This is a genomic window from Micromonospora sp. NPDC047644 (genome assembly GCF_040704315.1).
GTDB lineage: Bacteria > Actinomycetota > Actinomycetes > Mycobacteriales > Micromonosporaceae > Micromonospora.
Genome location: NZ_JBEYSY010000001.1, coordinates 203266 through 219490, shown reverse-complemented (window position 1 = coordinate 219490; position 16225 = coordinate 203266). Strand labels below are relative to the sequence as shown.

Genomic DNA, 16225 nt, shown 5'->3' with positions numbered 1-16225 from the left:
CGACCGCCGTACGCACCGGCCGTTCCTCAGCGGATGCCACGAGGCACGCGGCCTTCGTACGTTGGGCTCATGTTCGAGGTTGGAGAGAACGCCGATGGGATCCTGGCCGGGGTCCTGTTCCTGATCTGGCTGTCCGCGGCGGTTCTCGCCACGCGGCTGGCCTGGCGGCCGACGCCCGAGGCGCTGCGTAAGAGCGCCCGTCGGTTGCTGCGTCTGCTCGTCGCCGCGCTGGTGGTGCTGGTCGTCAAGTGCGTCGCGATCGGGCTGATCCTCGCCGTCGACTGGATCTTCGCCGACAACCGTGTGATCGTGCAGATGCCGCTCCTGCTGCTGCCGATGCTGGCCGTCGCCCTCGGGACCGTGCCGGGCCTGCGCACCCTGGCCGACCGTGACGACGCACCCCTCGACGCCGGGACGCGCTCCGCCGCCGCCGACCCCCGGCTTGTCGTGCCGGTCCAGGTGACGGCCGTGGCGACGATGGTCGGCGTCTACGTCGCGTACGTGTCCCGTCCGGTCCCGTCCTACCTCGACGACATCGCGACCCACGCGGCGCCGATCCTGCTGTCGGGGGTGGTGCTGTGGTTCTGGCAGGGGCGTCGCCTGCGGGTCGTCACCGCCTCTGACGTCGCCCGCCGGGGCGGGCGGGCCAGCGCCCTGCGCGCCACGGCGCAGGCCGCCGTCGTGGTGCTGGTCGTCGCCGCCGGCATCGCCTACGTGGCGCAGAGCAGCAGGCTGCCCGACCGGATGAGCATGATGTCGCACGACAACGTCGACTACGGCGGAGGCCCGTCGTTCGGTCACGGCGGTCACGGCGGGGTCTCCGTCGACGACCTGCGCGGGCCGCGGAGCGGCAAGCCCGACCGGGCCTTCACGCTGACCGCGAAAAACGCGACGGTACGGCTGTCGTCCGGCGTCCAGATCGAGGCGCTGACGTACAACGGACAGTCGCCCGGCCCGGAGCTACGGGTCCGCGAGGGAGACCTCGTCGAGGTGAACCTGCACAACGAGATCCCCGACGAGAACGTGACCATCCACTGGCACGGTCTCGACGTCCCCAACGGTGAGGACGGCGTGGCCGGCGCGACGCAGAACGCGGTGGAGCCGGGCGGCAGCTTCACCTACCGGTTCCTCGCCGAGCAGGCCGGCACCTTCTGGTACCACACCCACCAGAACCCGATCGAGGCGATCCGACGCGGCCTGTTCGGCGCGCTGATCGTCGAGCCGCGCGACGGCCCACCACCCGGCGAGCGGGACTTCGTCGTGCAGGCCCACGAGTGGCGTACGCCGACCGACAACATCGTCTCGTTCGGCACGAGTGACACGCTGCGACGGCAGGAGGTCGATCCGGGCACGCCGGTGCGGCTGCGGCTGGTCAACACCGACAACAACCCGGCCGGTGACAGTCGTCCGCGGTCCCTGACAGTCAACGGCACACCGGTGCGGGTGGCGGCGATCGACGGGGTCGACGTCAAGGGTCCGACCCCGCTGACCGACCCGCGGTTCGGGCTGGCGACCGGTGGACGCTACGACGTGACGTTCACGATGCCGGCGGTCCCGGTGCGGCTGACGGACCTCGCCAACCGCGACGGCGGGCTGGTCCTGGCCCCACCGGGCGACACCTCGACGCCGAAGATCGTCGACGACGGAGACCGGTTCGACCCGCTCTCGTACGGCTCCGGCGGTTCCCGGCCCTTCGACGCCGACTCGTCGTACGACCGCTCGTTCACCCAGCTCCTCGACGACCGGCTGTCCTTCTACGACGGGGAACCGCACCTGGTGCCGATCGTCAACGGGCACAGCTTCCCCGACACGCCGACGCTCATGGTCCGGATGGACGACCTGGTCAAGGTGCGGATCGTCAACCGCAGCCACCAGAACCACCCGATGCATCTGCACGGCCATCACGCGTTGGTCCTGTCCCGCGACGGGGTCGCCGCCACCGGGTCACCGTGGTGGATCGACAGCCTCGACGTGATGCCCGGCGAGATCTACGAGATCGGTTTCAGGGCGGACAACCCGGGTCTCTGGATGGACCACTGCCACAACCTCGACCACGCGGCCAACGGCATGGTGCTGCACCTCGCCTACGAGGGCGTGACATCCCCGTACGAGTTGGGGCGCGGAACCCCCAACCAGCCGGAGTAGACGGACCTGTCGAGCCTCCCCCCACCGAGCAAGTGCGCGGTTGAACCGAACTCGATCGGTTCTTGACACTGGTGGGGGAGGTGCGGACATGACTTTCGACGTCAGCGATTTCAAGGTGGCGGATCTGTCCTTGGCGGCCTTCGGGCGTAAGGAGATCGAGCTGGCCGAGCACGAGATGCCCGGCCTGATGTCGATCCGGAGGGAGTTCGCCTCGCGGCAGCCGTTGAAGGGTGCCCGGATCACCGGTTCGCTGCACATGACGATCCAGACGGCCGTGTTGATCGAGACGTTGGTGGCGCTCGGCGCACGGGTCAGGTGGGCGTCCTGCAACATCTTCTCCACCCAGGACCACGCGGCGGCGGCGATCGTGGTCGGCCCGACCGGCACCCCGGACGCCCCGGCGGGTGTCCCGGTCTACGCCTGGAAGGGCGAATCCCTCGACGAGTACTGGTGGTGCACCCAGCAGGCGCTGCTCTGGCCGGACGGGCAGGGCCCGAACATGATCCTCGACGATGGTGGTGACGCCACGCTGCTGGTGCACAAGGGCGCCGAGTTCGAGGCGATCGGCGCGGTCCCGTCGCCGGAGAGCGCGGACTCTGAGGAGTACGAGGTCATCCTCGGTGTGTTGACGCGGTCGTTGCGTGAGGACAACCGTCGCTGGACGCGGATCGCGGCCGGGATCAGGGGGGTGACCGAGGAGACCACCACGGGCGTGCACCGGCTGTACGAAATGCAGCAGGCGGGGAGCCTGCTCTTCCCGGCGATCAACGTGAACGACTCGGTGACCAAGAGCAAGTTCGACAACAAGTACGGCTGTCGGCACTCGTTGATCGACGGAATCAACCGGGCCACCGACGTGCTGATCGGCGGGAAGGTCGCCGTGGTGTTCGGCTACGGCGACGTCGGCAAGGGCTGCGCGGAGAGTCTGCGTGGTCAGGGTGCGCGGGTCATCGTGACCGAGGTGGATCCGATCTGCGCCCTCCAGGCGGCGATGGACGGCTACCAGGTCGCGACCATCGACGACGTGGTCGAGACCGCGGACATCTTCGTGACCGCGACAGGCTGCTTCAGTGTCATCACCAACGAGCACATGGCGCGGATGAAGCACCAGGCGATCGTGGGGAACATCGGCCACTTCGACAACGAGATCGACATGGCGGGGCTCGCGAAACGCGACGATGTCGAGCGGATCACCGTGAAGCCGCAGGTGGACGAGTGGCGGTTCGCGGACGGCCACTCGATCATCGTGCTGTCCGAGGGCCGCCTGTTGAACCTGGGCAACGCCACCGGGCATCCGAGCTTCGTGATGTCGAACAGCTTCGCCAACCAGACCATCGCGCAGATCGAGCTGTTCACCAGGACCGACCAGTACCCGATCGGTGTCCACACCCTCCCCAAGCACCTGGACGAGAAGGTGGCCCGCCTCCATCTCTCCGCGCTGGGCGTCCGCCTCACCGAACTGACCAAGGAGCAGGCCGGCTACCTCGGCGTTCCGGTCGAAGGGCCCTACAAACCCGACCACTACCGCTACTGAGAGGGCCCGTCCGCATGATCGCCGTGTCCGGCTCGATCGCGACCGACCATCTGATGCGCTTCCCGGGGCGGTTCGCCGAGCAACTCATCGCCGGCAGCCTCGACACCGTCTCGCTCTCGTTCCTCGTCGACGACCTGGTCGTCCGGCGCGGCGGGGTCGCCGCCAACATCGCCTTCGGGCTCGCCCAACTCGGGCACCGGCCGGTGTTGCTCGGCGCGGTCGGCGGTGACTTCGGCGACTACCGCGGCTGGCTGGAGCGGCACGGGGTCGACTGCTCGGAGGTGCAGGTCAGCTCCATCGCACACACCGCCCGGTTCATCTGCACCACCGACTCCGACCTCTGCCAGATCGCCTCGTTCTATCCCGGCGCGATGGGCGAGCCCGATCGGATCAGCCTCGACGGCGTCGCCGCACGGGCCGGCGGGCTCGGGCTCGTCATCGTCGCCGCGGAGAACCCGGACACGATGCTCGACCGTGCCGCGGCCTGCCGTCGGCTGGGCGTGCCCTTCGCCGCCGACCCGTCACAGCAGTTGGCCCGGATGCCGTCGGCCGACATCGAGGCGATGATCGACGGCGCTCGCTATCTGTTGACGAACGAATACGAGGCGGCGCTGTTGGAGTCGAAGACCGGGCTGAGCGAGGACGACATCCTGCGCCGCGTGGGCGTGCGGGTCGTGACCCTGGGCGCCAACGGGGTACGCGTCACCGGGCCGGAGGGTGACTTTGTGGTCCCGGCGGCGCGGGTGGGTCGCATCGTCGATCCGACCGGCGTCGGTGACGGCTTCCGGGCCGGTTTCTTTGCCGCGCTCGCCGCCGACCTGCCCATCGAGCGCGCGGCGCAGGTGGGCTGCGTCCTGGCTGCGCACGTGCTGGAGGTGGAGGGCCCGCAGGAATACGCGGTCGATGCCGACGCTTTCGAGCGCCGCATCGCCGACTCCTACGGCCTGGACGCCGCGGTCGACGTGCGGGTGCTGGGGTTGGCTCGGGTCTGACCGGGCCAGCCCGGGGCCCCTCCCGGACGGTGCGGCCGGGGTGGCGTCAGCGCGGCCGATTCACGATGATCTGCGAAGCTTGATCTTGACACAGTGAAGCCGGATGACTACCCTTCGGGCCGCTCTGCATAACGGGGGTGTGTCATCGTGGCGGTGCCGATCGACTTCATGGTGCTCGGGCCGCTTGAGGTTCGCGCGGCCGACCAACGCGTTGAGCTGGGCGGCGAGCGGCAGAGAAGACTGCTGGCCGGTCTGCTTCTCCGCCACGGTCAACTGGTGTCCGCCGCGGACCTGATCGCCATCGCCTGGAGCGGCGACCCGCCCGCGACAGCTCGCAACCAGATCCACAGCGGCATCTGGCAGCTGCGTCGCACACTTGATCGCCACGGTGCGGCACACCTGCTGTCCGGTGAGCGCGCCAACTACCGGCTTCGGGTCGACGCGAGTCAGCTGGACCTCGCCCGCTTCACGGACGCCGTGTCCGACGGCCGACGCCTGGTAGCGCTCGATGACAAGCGTAAGGCTGCCGTCGTGCTGCGTCAGGCGGTGTCGATGTGGCGAGGTCCCGCGCTCGCGGATCTGAACGGGCTCGTGCTGGAGCGCGAGGCGGCGATGTTGGAGGAGATGCGCCTCGCTGTCCTCGAAGAGTGTCTGGAGTGCGAGCTGACCGTCGGCGGCGGGGCTGCCGTGGTCGCCGAGCTGTCTGATCTGGTGGCGAAACATCCGCTGCGTGAGCGGCTCGCGGCCATGCTGATGACCGGCCTCTACCAGTCCGGGCGGCAGGCCGAGGCGATCGAGGCGTACCAGCGCGTCGCTTCCACGCTCGCCGACGAGCTGGGCGTCGACCCGGGCGACGAACTGCGTAAGAGGTACGAGGCGATTCTTCGGCAGGACCGGGCCCTCGACCCGTCGGCGCGTCCCGAGGGCGTCGCCATCGCGTCCGGTGCCGGTCCGACACGGGTTCGCCCGGCTCAACTTCCTCTGCAAGGGGCCCTGTTCGTCGGACGTTCCGACAGTCTGGCCGAGTTGGACGCGGCTCTGCCGACCGATCCCACCGACCAGGCGTACCCGGCCGTGCTGTCCATCGTGGGCCACGCCGGTGTCGGCAAGACCTCGCTGGCCGTCCGTTGGGCACATCGGGTCCGCGACCGGTTCCCCGACGGACAGCTCTTTGTGAACCTGGACGGGTTCGGCCCGGACGGGACGGAGACCCTCAAGCCGACCGACGTCCTCCGAGACTTCCTGGAGGCGTTGCACGTTCCGCCGGACCGGATACCGCCCGGGCTCAACGCCCAGGCGAGTCTCTACCGCAGCGTCCTGGCCGACCGGCGGGTGCTGGTGGTGTTGGACAACGCCCGCGATGCGGCACAGGTACGCCCGCTGCTCCCGGGCAACCCGTCCTGCCTGGTCGTGGTCACCAGTCGAAACCGGCTCACCGGACTCGTCGTGAACGAAGGGGCTCAACCCGTCCCGCTCGGCATGTTGACCGAGGTGGAGGCGCACGAGTTGCTCACCCGCCGCCTCGGCGTCGCCCGGGTCGTGCGGGACGCGGAAGCCGTCGACCAGATCATCCGCCGGTGCGCAGGACTACCCCTGGCGCTGGCCATCGTCGCGGCGCGTGCGGCCACCGATGCCCAGCTCTCGATCGAGGTCCTCGCCAGTCGCCTCGGGAGCGGCAGCGACCTGGACGTTCTTGCCGGAGACGATCCACAGTCCGACCTGCGGACGGTTCTCTCCGGCTCCTACCGCGCTCTCAGCCCGGAACACGCCCGACTGTTTCGTCTGCTCGGCCTGCATCACGGCCTGGCGATGGCCGCCTCGACCTGCGCCAGCCTGGCCGGCCTGCCGCTGGACCAGACCAGCCGCCTGCTGGCCGACCTCGTAGCCGTCCACATGGTCGAGCGACGCTCGACCAACCGGTACGCGCTGCACGATCTCCTACGCGCATACGCGCGCGAACTCGTCGCCGTTCACGAGACCGAGCACGATCTGCGCGCCGCGCGGCATCGGATGCTCGACCACTATCTGCACACCGCCCATGTCGCCGATCGCCTGATCTATCCGCACCGGCGTGACTCGATCGACCTCGCCGCGCCGCAGCCCGGCGTGACCACGGAGATCCTCAGCGACAGTGACGCGGCGTTCACCTGGTACACAGACGAACGGCGGGCACTCGTCACGGCCGTCGACATGGCGGCCTCGAACGGGTTCGACTCGCACGCATGGCAACTCGGCTGGGCCCTGACCACCTTCCTCAACCGGTACGGGTGGTGGCACGAGTGGGCTGCGGTCGAAGCCACGGGTCTCGTCGCCGCGCAGCGGCTGAAGGACCGCCGGGCCGAGGCCCGCTGTCATCGGGGCCTCGCCAACGCCCACACCCGGCTGGGGCACTACGAGCGGGCCCGCCAGCACCATGGGTCTGCCCTGAAGCTGTACGTCGCGATCAAAGACCGGACCGGGCAGGCGCAGGTCCACAGCAACCTGGCCTGGTTGGCCGAGCGTCAGGGCCGCTACCGTGACGCGCTGGCGCACGCCGAACAGATGCTGCACCTTCATCGGCACGCGGGCCCCGAATCCGGTGAGGCCAGCGCACTCAACGCGGTCGGGTGGTATCACAGTCTGCTGGGGGACCACACCCGCGCGCTGGACTACTGCGGACGCGCCGCTGCTCTCATGCAACGCCTGGGCGACCTCCACGGCGAGGCGTACGTGTGGGACAGCCTGGCGCACGTTCACCACCAACGAGGCGACCACGCTCAGGCGCTCTCCTGCGGGCGGCGCGCGGTCGACCTGTCCGTGCAGGTCGGTGAGACGACTCTCCAGGCGAGCGCGTTGGCCCGCCTCGGCGACACCTACGAGGCCGTGGGTGACCTGGCCGCCGCGTGGAAGGTGTGGCACCAGGCTTTGGACGTCTACAACGGACGCGACGAGGAGCAGGCGTCGGCCATTCGCGAAAAGTTGAAGGTCAGCATCTACGGCTCCTGACTCTCGGCCAGTGGTGACACCCCGACATCGAGCCACAAACACCGGTACCTGAGCCATCGACGGGTGTTCACATCTTGGCAGCGGTGCCCGCCTCCGCTAACGTCCATGGGAACGCTCCCATGAACTTAGATACATCTATGTGATTTGGAGGCAACACGTCGTGGCTATCCTCTCCTCGCTCCGCCGCAGATCGGCGGCTTTCAGCGTGGCGGCCGTCGCGGGCGCCACCGCCGTCGGCGTCTGCCTCGCCGTCAGCAGCGCCTCCGCCGGCACGCTGTCCGGGGCGCTCTACCGTGACCCGAGTTCGGCCGTCGTCCGCTGGGTCGCCGCCAACCCGGGCGACTCGCGTACGGCCGTCATTCGGGACAAGATCGCGAGTCAGCCGCAGGCGCGCTGGTTCGCCAACTTCAACCCCTCGACCGTGCAGTCCGAGGTCTCCGGGTTCATCGGCGCCGCCAACGCGGCGCAGCAGATCCCGGTTCTGGCCGTCTACGAGATCACCAACCGGGACTGCGGCGGTGCCAGCGCCGGTGGCGCACCGGACCTCAACCAGTACCAGACGTGGGTGTCGAACTTCGCCAGGGGACTGGGCAACCAGACCGTCATCATCATCCTGGAGACCGACTCGCTCGCTCTGCTGACCTGCCTGAGCAGCGCCGAGATCAACGCGCGCAACGCGGCGATCTCGACGGCCACCCGGACCATCAAGTCGGGCAACCCCAACGCCAAGGTGTACCTCGACGGCGGCCACTCCACCTGGAACAGCGCAAACGAGACGGCCAACCGGCTCCGGGCGGCCGGCGTGCAGTACGCCGACGGCTTCTTCACCAACGTCTCGAACTACAACTCCACCTCCAACGAGGCGAACTTCGGTCGGGCGGTCATCTCCGCTCTCAACGGCATGGGGATCTCGGGCAAGCGCCAGGTCATCGACACCAGCCGTAACGGGGGTGCCAGTGGGGACTGGTGCGGCGACGACAACACCGACCGGCGCATCGGGCAGTACCCGACGACCAACACCGGTGACGGCAACATCGACGCGTACCTGTGGGTGAAGCCGCCGGGGGAGGCGGACGGCTGCCGTTTCACGGCCGGCTCGTTCCAGCCCGAACTGGCCTTCAGCCTGGCCAACGGCGCGCCGAACCCGCCCACGACCACCCCGCCGACGACCCCGCCCACTACTCCTCCGACGACCCCGCCCACTACTCCTCCGACGACCCCGCCCACTACTCCGCCGACGACGCCGCCGGCCGGTGACGGCTGCTACGCGTCGATCGCGGTCAACCAGTGGGCTGGCGGTTTCACCGCGAGCGTGACGGTCACCGCCGGCCAGTCGGACATCAACGGCTGGACGGTGACCGTCGCGCTGCCCAACGGCGCTGTCACCAGCGCCTGGAACGCGCAGGTCAGTGGCACCAGCGGATCCGTCGGGTTTACCAACGTGAGCTACAACGGACGTGTCCTCGGCCGGCAGTCGACCAACTTCGGCTTCCAGGGCACCGGCACCGGCCCGGGTGTGTCGGCCGCCTGTGTGACCAACTGATCTGAATCGGTGCGGCGGCCCGGCGTGGAGGATCCCCTCCGCGCCGGGCCGTTTCTCGCCATCTGAGGTGGCGTTCGCGCCCCGTGGCTGAGGGGACGCCGCGCCAGCTATGTCCGCACGCTGGTGGCCGGTGGCTTCTCGGCATCCCGACCACGGGTCGGCCGCACCGACCAACTGTTGTGGCTCCGCCCTCTCTCGCGGGAGATCTCATGGCCGGCGAGCAACGCGATCGCCACGGCTGTCAGCAGGCCACCGAACAATGGGATGACGCGCACCCCGGCTGTCGCCAGCAGGCCCGCGCCGATCAACGAGCCGGCCGCGAGGCCGAAGTTGAACGCGACGCTGAGGCTGGCCGACGCCATGTCGGTGGTCGACGGGGCCACCTGCATGACGCGGTGCTGGATTCCCGCGATCAGCGAGCTGAACGACATTCCCGCCACGGCCAGCAACGGGATCGTCAGCACCTTGCTCGCGCCAACCAGAGAGAGGCTGAGCATCGCGGCGGTGAGGAGCCCGAGCAGGACCAGCACGACGCCGAGCGGAAACCGGTCCAGGACACGGCCGACCGCCCAGGTCCCGGCGACGCCGAACGAGCCCTGGACGAAGAGCAACAGACCGAGAGATGCTGCGGCGAAGCCGCTGACGTCGAGGAGGAAGACCGTCATGTAGGTGAACGCGCCCATGGCGCCGGTCACCGCGAGGATGGTGGCGAGAAGGAGCACGACGAAGCGTGCCCGGTCCGGCATCGGCCCGATGTCTCCGGCCCTCTGGTGCGGTGCGACGCTCGGCAGGAGCAGGGCGACCGCGACGCAGGTGACGACGCCGAAGATGGCCATCGCGACGAAGGCGGCCCGCCACCCGGCCTGCCCGCCCAGCCAGGTGCCCAGCGGTACGCCGAGGACCGGGCCGAGGGCGTTACCGATCGACAACCGAGCCACGATGCGGCCGCGGATGTTCGCGGGGAACATCGAGATCGCTACCGGGAACACCACAGCCCAGAAGACACCGTTCGTGATGGCGGACACCAGTCGCGCGGCCAGCAACACCTCGTAGGAGGTTGCGAAGGCCGACACCGCCGTCGCCGCGGCGAACACACCGAGGGCGCCGGCGAGCAGCGGACGCCGGGGCACACGGCGAGTGACCCGGGTCAGCGGGAGTGCCACGATCATGACCACCACGGCGTACCCGGTCACCAGCAGGCCCGCCTCGGACCTGGAGCGTCCCAGGTCTGGGGCGATCAGCGTGAGCAACCCGATCGGAAGCACCTCGGTGGTGACGTAACAGAACGTGGCGGCGGACAACGCGGCGAGGGCACAGACCGCGCGTCGGTGGGGCGCCATCGGCTACCTCCCAGATCGCTAACGTCAATGAATGATCCCGGCTAAATGGATTTTGACGGTAGCATAGATGAGTGAGCATCCCTCGTTGCTTCGCCGCCGGGCGCTCTGGTCGCCTTGATCTTTGGGGCCAAGCGCGAAGTGCCACCGCTCGTTCCGGACAGACATGAACCGACGTTATCGCTTTAGGTGGTAGCATCACTGGCATGCCGCTCGACGTGTGCCAGCTACCGATGGTCGGGGGGCACCCCGCGCTGGATCTGGTCAACACCCTGGAGCGCGGGGGCACGTCGCCGCACGACTTCCTGTCCGACAGCGCCGCCCTGCTGCGTTGGTCAATCCAGGTTGGCCTGATCAGCGACGCGGAGGCCGACCAGGTTGACCGCGCCTGGCGCGACGAGCCGGCGGCGGGCCACGCGGGCCTGGCCGCCGTGCGTGACATCCGCGAAGGGCTGCATCTCGTGCTGCTGGCGGCGATCACCGACCCGAACGGTGAAACGGCGGGTGACCCCATCGCGGCCGGGGCGGCGCTGGTCGCTCTGCATCAGCGCTGGTCCGGCGCGGCCGCTCGAGCAAGATTCGTGCTCGACTCGTCGCAGGTGCGGCTGGTCTACGGTGCGGTACCGGCCATGTTGGTGCCGGACCGGTTCGCCGAGGCCGCCCTGGGCCTCATGGTGGCGGCGGACCTGACCCGGGTGCGCCGCTGCCCGGTGCTCGAAGGCGGCTGCGGCTGGCTGTTCCTCGATCAGACCCGCAACGGGTCCCGCCGCTGGTGTCGCATGGCCGACTGCGGCAACGCGGTGAAGGCGCGACGGCTCACCGAGCGTCGCCGAGCCGCCCGGCCCGCCAACTCGTAGCCAGCCGCCGGTGGTCTTCGACCACCACCACGCGCAGTGGCGGGGTGGTGGGACCGACGACCGGCCCAACCACCCCGCCCACGAGACCGTCACCGGACGGTGCCGCTGTCAGCTGATCGTGTGATCACCTGGGCAGCCGGGCTCTCGCGACAGCGTCACTTGCCACCGAGAAGACGGAGATGGGTGGCGTTGAACGTCTGGTTGTACGGCCGCACGCAGGCATCGTGTCGGGCGTACGCCGTGTCCGTCAGCTTCTGCCCGGCCTCGTCGCTGAGCACCTCGGCGCGCGTGCCCACGTACTCGTGAATGCCATCGACCGACGTGACGGCGTATCCCTGGGTCGTCATGCAGGCGACGTACGTCCTCTCGGCAGACCGAACCGTGGGGTCGGACTTCACTTGGGCGAGGATTGCCTCCGCGCGTCGGAGGCCGGCCTCCACGTCGACCCGGGCGGCGGCTTGCAGCGTGCTGTCCATGCAACCGGCGGTGTCGTCCGTGCCCCAGAGAGCGTCCCCCCAGGCCTGCTGCTGCCGTGGCTCCAGCCCGGCCACCAACAGCTCGTTCGGACTGGGCGACGTGCCGCGCACGGCGGCTGCCTGCTTTACCGCAGCCTTGATGTCGCGGCCGTCGGCCTCCGCTGCGGCGCGGGCCTCCTCGATCAGGAGGTCACCGGGAACGGTCACCTCGTATTCGAAGCCCCGCTCCTTCATGCAGTCCGCCACCAGTTGCTCGTGGCGGAGTACCTGATCGCGGATCGAACTGGGCTGTTCGCTGTGGGCCGCTGGTTGAAGGATGACGGAGGCGCCAATTGTGGCCGCGATGAGTGCGACTACCGACAGCAGTGCACGGTTTCGACGATTCGAGTTGTCCATGTCAGAGGTCCGATCTCTCAGCTGACTACTTGGAGGAAGCCGTTGGACTTGTCGTATGCGGCGTTGAACCGGTTGTGCAAATGACTGCGGTCGGTCTGGTTGATCTTGATGCACCCGTTCGACGAGTAGTTGGAGTTCGTCCATCCGGACGTTCCCTGCGAGTGGATGAACAGCTCCGTGCGGGTCGTGGAACCCGAGCACTTCTTCGATCCGAGGTTCCAGACCCAGCCGCGGACGACCTCGTTGCCCCAGGTCTTGTTGATGTGCTCGAAGCGGGTGCTGTCCCTTTCGTCTGCCCAGTAGTAGCCGTTGGGCAGCCACCCCTGGTTGGACAGGCATTCGTTGGTGCTCCCGTTACCGCTGCCGGCGCGCTGGCTGATGCGATAACGCACACCACCCACGCTGACATACGCCGTGAGCGTGCTGTTCAACGCGCTTGATGGATTCTTGTCGAAGTCGAACCACGGAGCGGAATTGCCAGTTCCCTGAACCGTCTCGGTGTAGGCCAGCGCGGGCGCCGACCCTCCGGTGGCGATCAGGGTAACGGCCACTCCGATGACCAGTAGTGCATCCAACATTCTTTCGGACAGACTTCTACGATGCGACAAGATGCTTTCCTTTCAACGCCTGAGGTGCATCTGTGCCGTGGAAATGCAGCGCACGACCCCCAATTGCGGGGCGCCCCCGTTCCGCGACTTGGTTGGCCGACGCTAACCCGATCGCGGACAGGGCGGGACCCGCAGTGATCATTACCTGTCAAAAGCCTGAAATTTGGAAAAACCTGCCGTCAATGGAACTCGCGATCTTGTATTAGATGTCGATCTTCGAGATCTGGTGACGGCCTGTTCAGGGCATCCATTGCGGGCTGCGCGGAGGGTTGCGCCCCATTTCTACTGGTAAATGTCCTTGTCGCTGTCTGTGAGGCGGGGGACGTCGCCCCCATGCGCGGATACGACGCGGGCAGCGCCGTCCAAGTGGGTCGGCAATCCGATGGAGTCGGCTCTCCTCGGCGTCCTGGCCTCATCGTCGCCGGGGTGGTTCTCGTTGCCCGACGAACCGGCGCGTAGGTGACCGGCTAGCGAGAAGCTCGGCAGGCAGGGTGAAGGCCAGGCGCTGCGGCTCACTCACCGTCCATGACGCAGAACGTCGGCCGTCAGGCCCTTCTGCCGGGCCAGTACGGATCGCCACCTTTCAATCGGACATTTGTTGCAATGGGTTGCTCTGACCCTGGTTGGAACGGGCATCCGGAGTGGACTCGCCTGTGGTAGAAATTGTCAACGCGAGGTTGTGGCCGCTTTTCCGGCCATCGTGCCCGCGCAGCCGTGAAACGGGGGAGGTTTCAACGGAACGTCACTGAGAAGAGCGCTGCCACGCCTGCTGTCGTATCAGCAGGTGATGATTCACGCTGCGATCAGTCGGTCGCAGGAACTCGGGCTACCTCGCAGAGGTGGCAACCGATGAGCGATTCCTCATACTGGCACACAATGCTTGGTGAAAGGACTCCACTGTGCGCATTTCTATGGTCCGGACGGGGCTGACCGCTCTGTTGACGACTGCCGCACTCCTCGCGTCGCCCATCGCCGCCTCGGCGGCACCCGGCGCAGAGGCCCCACCGACGCCCGCCGACAAGGTGAACGTGGGCGCCTACGACTGGAACAACGCCAAGGTCGCGCCCACCAAGGCCCAGCTGCAGCAGGGCATCGACGACGTTGTCTCGCGGACGGCTGGTGCGCGCCAAATCGATCAGACCACCGTCGAATTGGCCCCCGGTCTGATCATGCGATTCCGCAGCCCGGTCAAGGATGGCGCCAAGCAGGCTGACTCGCCGATCGTTCCTCTGGCCGCCTGTAACATCTACTACGTCTGCGTCTACACGGACCGGCAGTACGGCGGTGAGGAACTGGTTTTCACCGTCTGCGGTCGCGAATGGAACCTGGGTAACTACGCCTACTCTGGCGGCGGCTACTGGAACGACAGGATCTCGTCGATCACGAACCAGCAGTCCTCCGGCACTACCTCGTACTTCTACAACTACAACGGTTCGGGCAACTGGAGCAAGATGGTGACCGTTGGATCGAAGCAGTATCGGTCGAACCTTGCCTTGGACACGAGGGAGGACGGCGTCTCCGGAAACCCGAATGACAAGATCGACGGAATTCACGTCTGCGGCTCGGTCCCCTCGCCTTGGAAGCCGAACTACCCGTGATCATCCCCCGATAGGGCATCGCTGACAGCGAAGTTCCGCTGGTTTTCCCGGTGAACATGCCGGGAAGGCCAGCGGTATCTCAGTTGCCAGTCGGAGCGACAAGCATTTTCACGGAACCGCAGGTTTCAGGCGCATTCTTGAACTGTTGACCGTCGAGAACGTAGACGAGCTTGCCCCACGTCGGAGCCGGGGACTCAACGCCACCCGGTGAAGGGTTCGGGTCGACGCGCTGGACGCAGGCGTACAGGTGGGCGGGTGCCTCGTCGCTGAAGATCCGTTCCCAGGATCGGCGGCAGGCGTCGACCGGACTTTCGCCATCCCGAGCTACGGTCTCACCCATCCGACGCATGCCCGCCGTCCCGCAGACGAACGCGTCACCATTGGCCGGCTGTGCTTCCGGCGGTGCGACGGGCGCGTGGAAACCACCAACCGCTGCCGTCGCGCCACCTGCGAAGATCGCTCCAACGGCAACCATCGCCGCGATGATCGAGGTTCGCTTCCGCGAGCGCTTCTCCGGCTGCCGAGGCACTTCCAGGATTCGGGCGAGCATCGTCTCTCCCTGTGGGCTCGTCGTGAAGTCGACCCGGGCAACCGGTCGCGCACGAGTGATCAGCTCTTCGGTCTCACTACCCTGCCGCTTCACTGCAATCCCCTCATGTACGCCGTCAGGCTCGAGTCCGGCATTAAGTGCGTATCGACCGAGCGGGCCTCATAGAGTTTCTTGAACCGGCGACGCGCTCGATGCAGCCGTACCGCGAAGGTTGCCGCGCTGCACCCCAGCACCTTCGCCGACTCCCCACCGCTGAGGTCGTACCAGTACCGCAGGAGCAACGCCTCGCGGTCGGCTTCCGGCAGCTTCGCCAGGGCTGCCACGACCTCGGTCCGCCCCTCCCACAGGGGGCCACCGCCAGGACCGGGGTCGTGCTCGACAGTCGAATTCAGGCGATTCTGCAGTGCCGACTGGTCTGCGCGGTGCCTGTGCTGCTGCAGTAGAAGGCGCCGCGCGACGCCGAACAGCCACGGGCGTTCATCGCCCACTCGGATGGTTTCTAGCCGTCGCCAAGCCACGACGAAGACCTCAGCCACGAGATCTTGGGCATCGTCCCCGCTCAGTCGATCACTGGCGTAGGCGTGGATGGCATTGCCGTGCCGTCGAAACAGGTCGGTAAGGCGTTGGTGGTCCGCGGCGGTCGTGTCGGCGTCCGGCACCATTCCTCCAGGTGGTGGTCTCACACCAGTACTTGTCGTCGCGCGCAGAGTTTCTTACCGCAGACTTGAAAAATCTCGCGCGCCGCCGACCCGTTCGGGCATCGCGCTCGCGTGGACAGGCACCTGTGCGCAGCCCGTCGCTTCGTACGCCTGGCTGGCCAACGTACCGTCCTGGCCGGTCACAACCCGGGGTCGTGTGCTCGAGCCGTGGCCATGAGCTGGGCGGACGGGGGGCCGGGTGTCGGGGTGAACGCCGGCCACTCCCTGCCACCCCTGCTGGACGTCCGGGTCGCTAGACTAGGCCCTCGCGCCCCCGTAGCTCAGGGGATAGAGCATCGGTTTCCTAAGACGATGCTCTATCTGTATCAGAAGGCAAATGACCTGCAGGTACCTATTATTCTTCTATTCCAGTGGGTCGCACACGCGCATTGCTGTGCTCGCTTGCTGAAGACCAGCAGAATAGACGTAAGTCCTGCTCAGGCTGTACTTCGGTGGGTTCGACGCGTCCTTTCCGAGATCCGGCGAAGTTGCCGCGCCGCGTCGGT

Annotated in this window: 12 protein-coding genes; 7 read left to right on the top strand and 5 right to left on the bottom strand. The window is 67.6% G+C overall.

Annotation, left to right across the window (positions count from 1 at the left end; translation table 11 throughout):
* Positions 1 to 69: 69 nt before the first annotated feature.
* From AB0877_RS01030 to AB0877_RS01010, 5 genes are all read left to right on the top strand, one after another.
* Positions 70 to 2145 (top strand): multicopper oxidase family protein, encoded by a 2076-nt coding sequence (locus tag AB0877_RS01030; RefSeq protein WP_366605502.1) that lies wholly within the window; start codon positions 70 to 72, stop codon positions 2143 to 2145.
* Between the two features lie 88 nt (positions 2146 to 2233).
* Positions 2234 to 3679 carry an adenosylhomocysteinase gene (ahcY, locus tag AB0877_RS01025; protein WP_366605500.1) on the top strand — a complete coding sequence of 482 codons (1446 nt, stop codon included), beginning with the start codon at positions 2234 to 2236 and terminating at the stop codon, positions 3677 to 3679.
* A gap of 14 nt (positions 3680 to 3693) precedes the next feature.
* The gene (locus AB0877_RS01020; RefSeq protein ID WP_366605498.1) at positions 3694 to 4671 is read left to right on the top strand and encodes a carbohydrate kinase family protein; all 978 of its coding nucleotides are present in this window, start codon (positions 3694 to 3696) and stop codon (positions 4669 to 4671) included.
* A 147-nt stretch (positions 4672 to 4818) separates the two neighbouring features.
* Complete coding sequence (locus AB0877_RS01015; protein ID WP_366605497.1) at positions 4819 to 7656, top strand: BTAD domain-containing putative transcriptional regulator; 2838 nt, start codon at positions 4819 to 4821, stop codon at positions 7654 to 7656.
* Positions 7657 to 7816: 160 nt separating this feature from the next.
* On the top strand, positions 7817 to 9199 hold the full coding sequence (locus tag AB0877_RS01010; protein WP_366605495.1) for a glycoside hydrolase family 6 protein: 1383 nt from the start codon (positions 7817 to 7819) through the stop codon (positions 9197 to 9199).
* A 107-nt stretch (positions 9200 to 9306) separates the two neighbouring features.
* Here the strand turns inward: AB0877_RS01010 and AB0877_RS01005 are convergent, their stop codons facing one another.
* Positions 9307 to 10539, bottom strand: a complete 1233-nt coding sequence (locus AB0877_RS01005; protein ID WP_366605494.1) for an MFS transporter — start codon at positions 10537 to 10539, stop codon at positions 9307 to 9309.
* A 203-nt stretch (positions 10540 to 10742) separates the two neighbouring features.
* Between AB0877_RS01005 and AB0877_RS01000 the strand changes: the two genes are divergently transcribed.
* Complete coding sequence (locus tag AB0877_RS01000) at positions 10743 to 11393, top strand: CGNR zinc finger domain-containing protein (protein ID WP_366605492.1); 651 nt, start codon at positions 10743 to 10745, stop codon at positions 11391 to 11393.
* Between the two features lie 155 nt (positions 11394 to 11548).
* Here the strand turns inward: AB0877_RS01000 and AB0877_RS00995 are convergent, their stop codons facing one another.
* Both AB0877_RS00995 and AB0877_RS00990 read right to left on the bottom strand, forming a co-directional pair.
* The gene (locus tag AB0877_RS00995) at positions 11549 to 12265 is read right to left on the bottom strand and encodes a hypothetical protein (RefSeq protein ID WP_366605491.1); all 717 of its coding nucleotides are present in this window, start codon (positions 12263 to 12265) and stop codon (positions 11549 to 11551) included.
* A gap of 17 nt (positions 12266 to 12282) precedes the next feature.
* Positions 12283 to 12873, bottom strand: a complete 591-nt coding sequence (locus AB0877_RS00990; RefSeq protein ID WP_366605489.1) for a hypothetical protein — start codon at positions 12871 to 12873, stop codon at positions 12283 to 12285.
* 899 nt (positions 12874 to 13772) lie between these two features.
* Between AB0877_RS00990 and AB0877_RS00985 the strand changes: the two genes are divergently transcribed.
* Positions 13773 to 14471: a hypothetical protein gene (locus AB0877_RS00985; protein WP_366605488.1), complete on the top strand. Its 699-nt coding sequence runs from the start codon at positions 13773 to 13775 to the stop codon at positions 14469 to 14471.
* 79 nt (positions 14472 to 14550) lie between these two features.
* On the opposite strand, the gene AB0877_RS00980 is transcribed toward AB0877_RS00985, so the two are convergent.
* Both AB0877_RS00980 and AB0877_RS00975 read right to left on the bottom strand, forming a co-directional pair.
* The gene (locus tag AB0877_RS00980; protein WP_366605486.1) at positions 14551 to 15114 is read right to left on the bottom strand and encodes a hypothetical protein; all 564 of its coding nucleotides are present in this window, start codon (positions 15112 to 15114) and stop codon (positions 14551 to 14553) included.
* Positions 15111 to 15680 carry a sigma-70 family RNA polymerase sigma factor gene (locus AB0877_RS00975; protein WP_366605485.1) on the bottom strand — a complete coding sequence of 190 codons (570 nt, stop codon included), beginning with the start codon at positions 15678 to 15680 and terminating at the stop codon, positions 15111 to 15113. Before AB0877_RS00975 ends, AB0877_RS00980 begins: the two co-directional genes overlap by 4 nt.
* Positions 15681 to 16225: the final 545 nt, after the last annotated feature.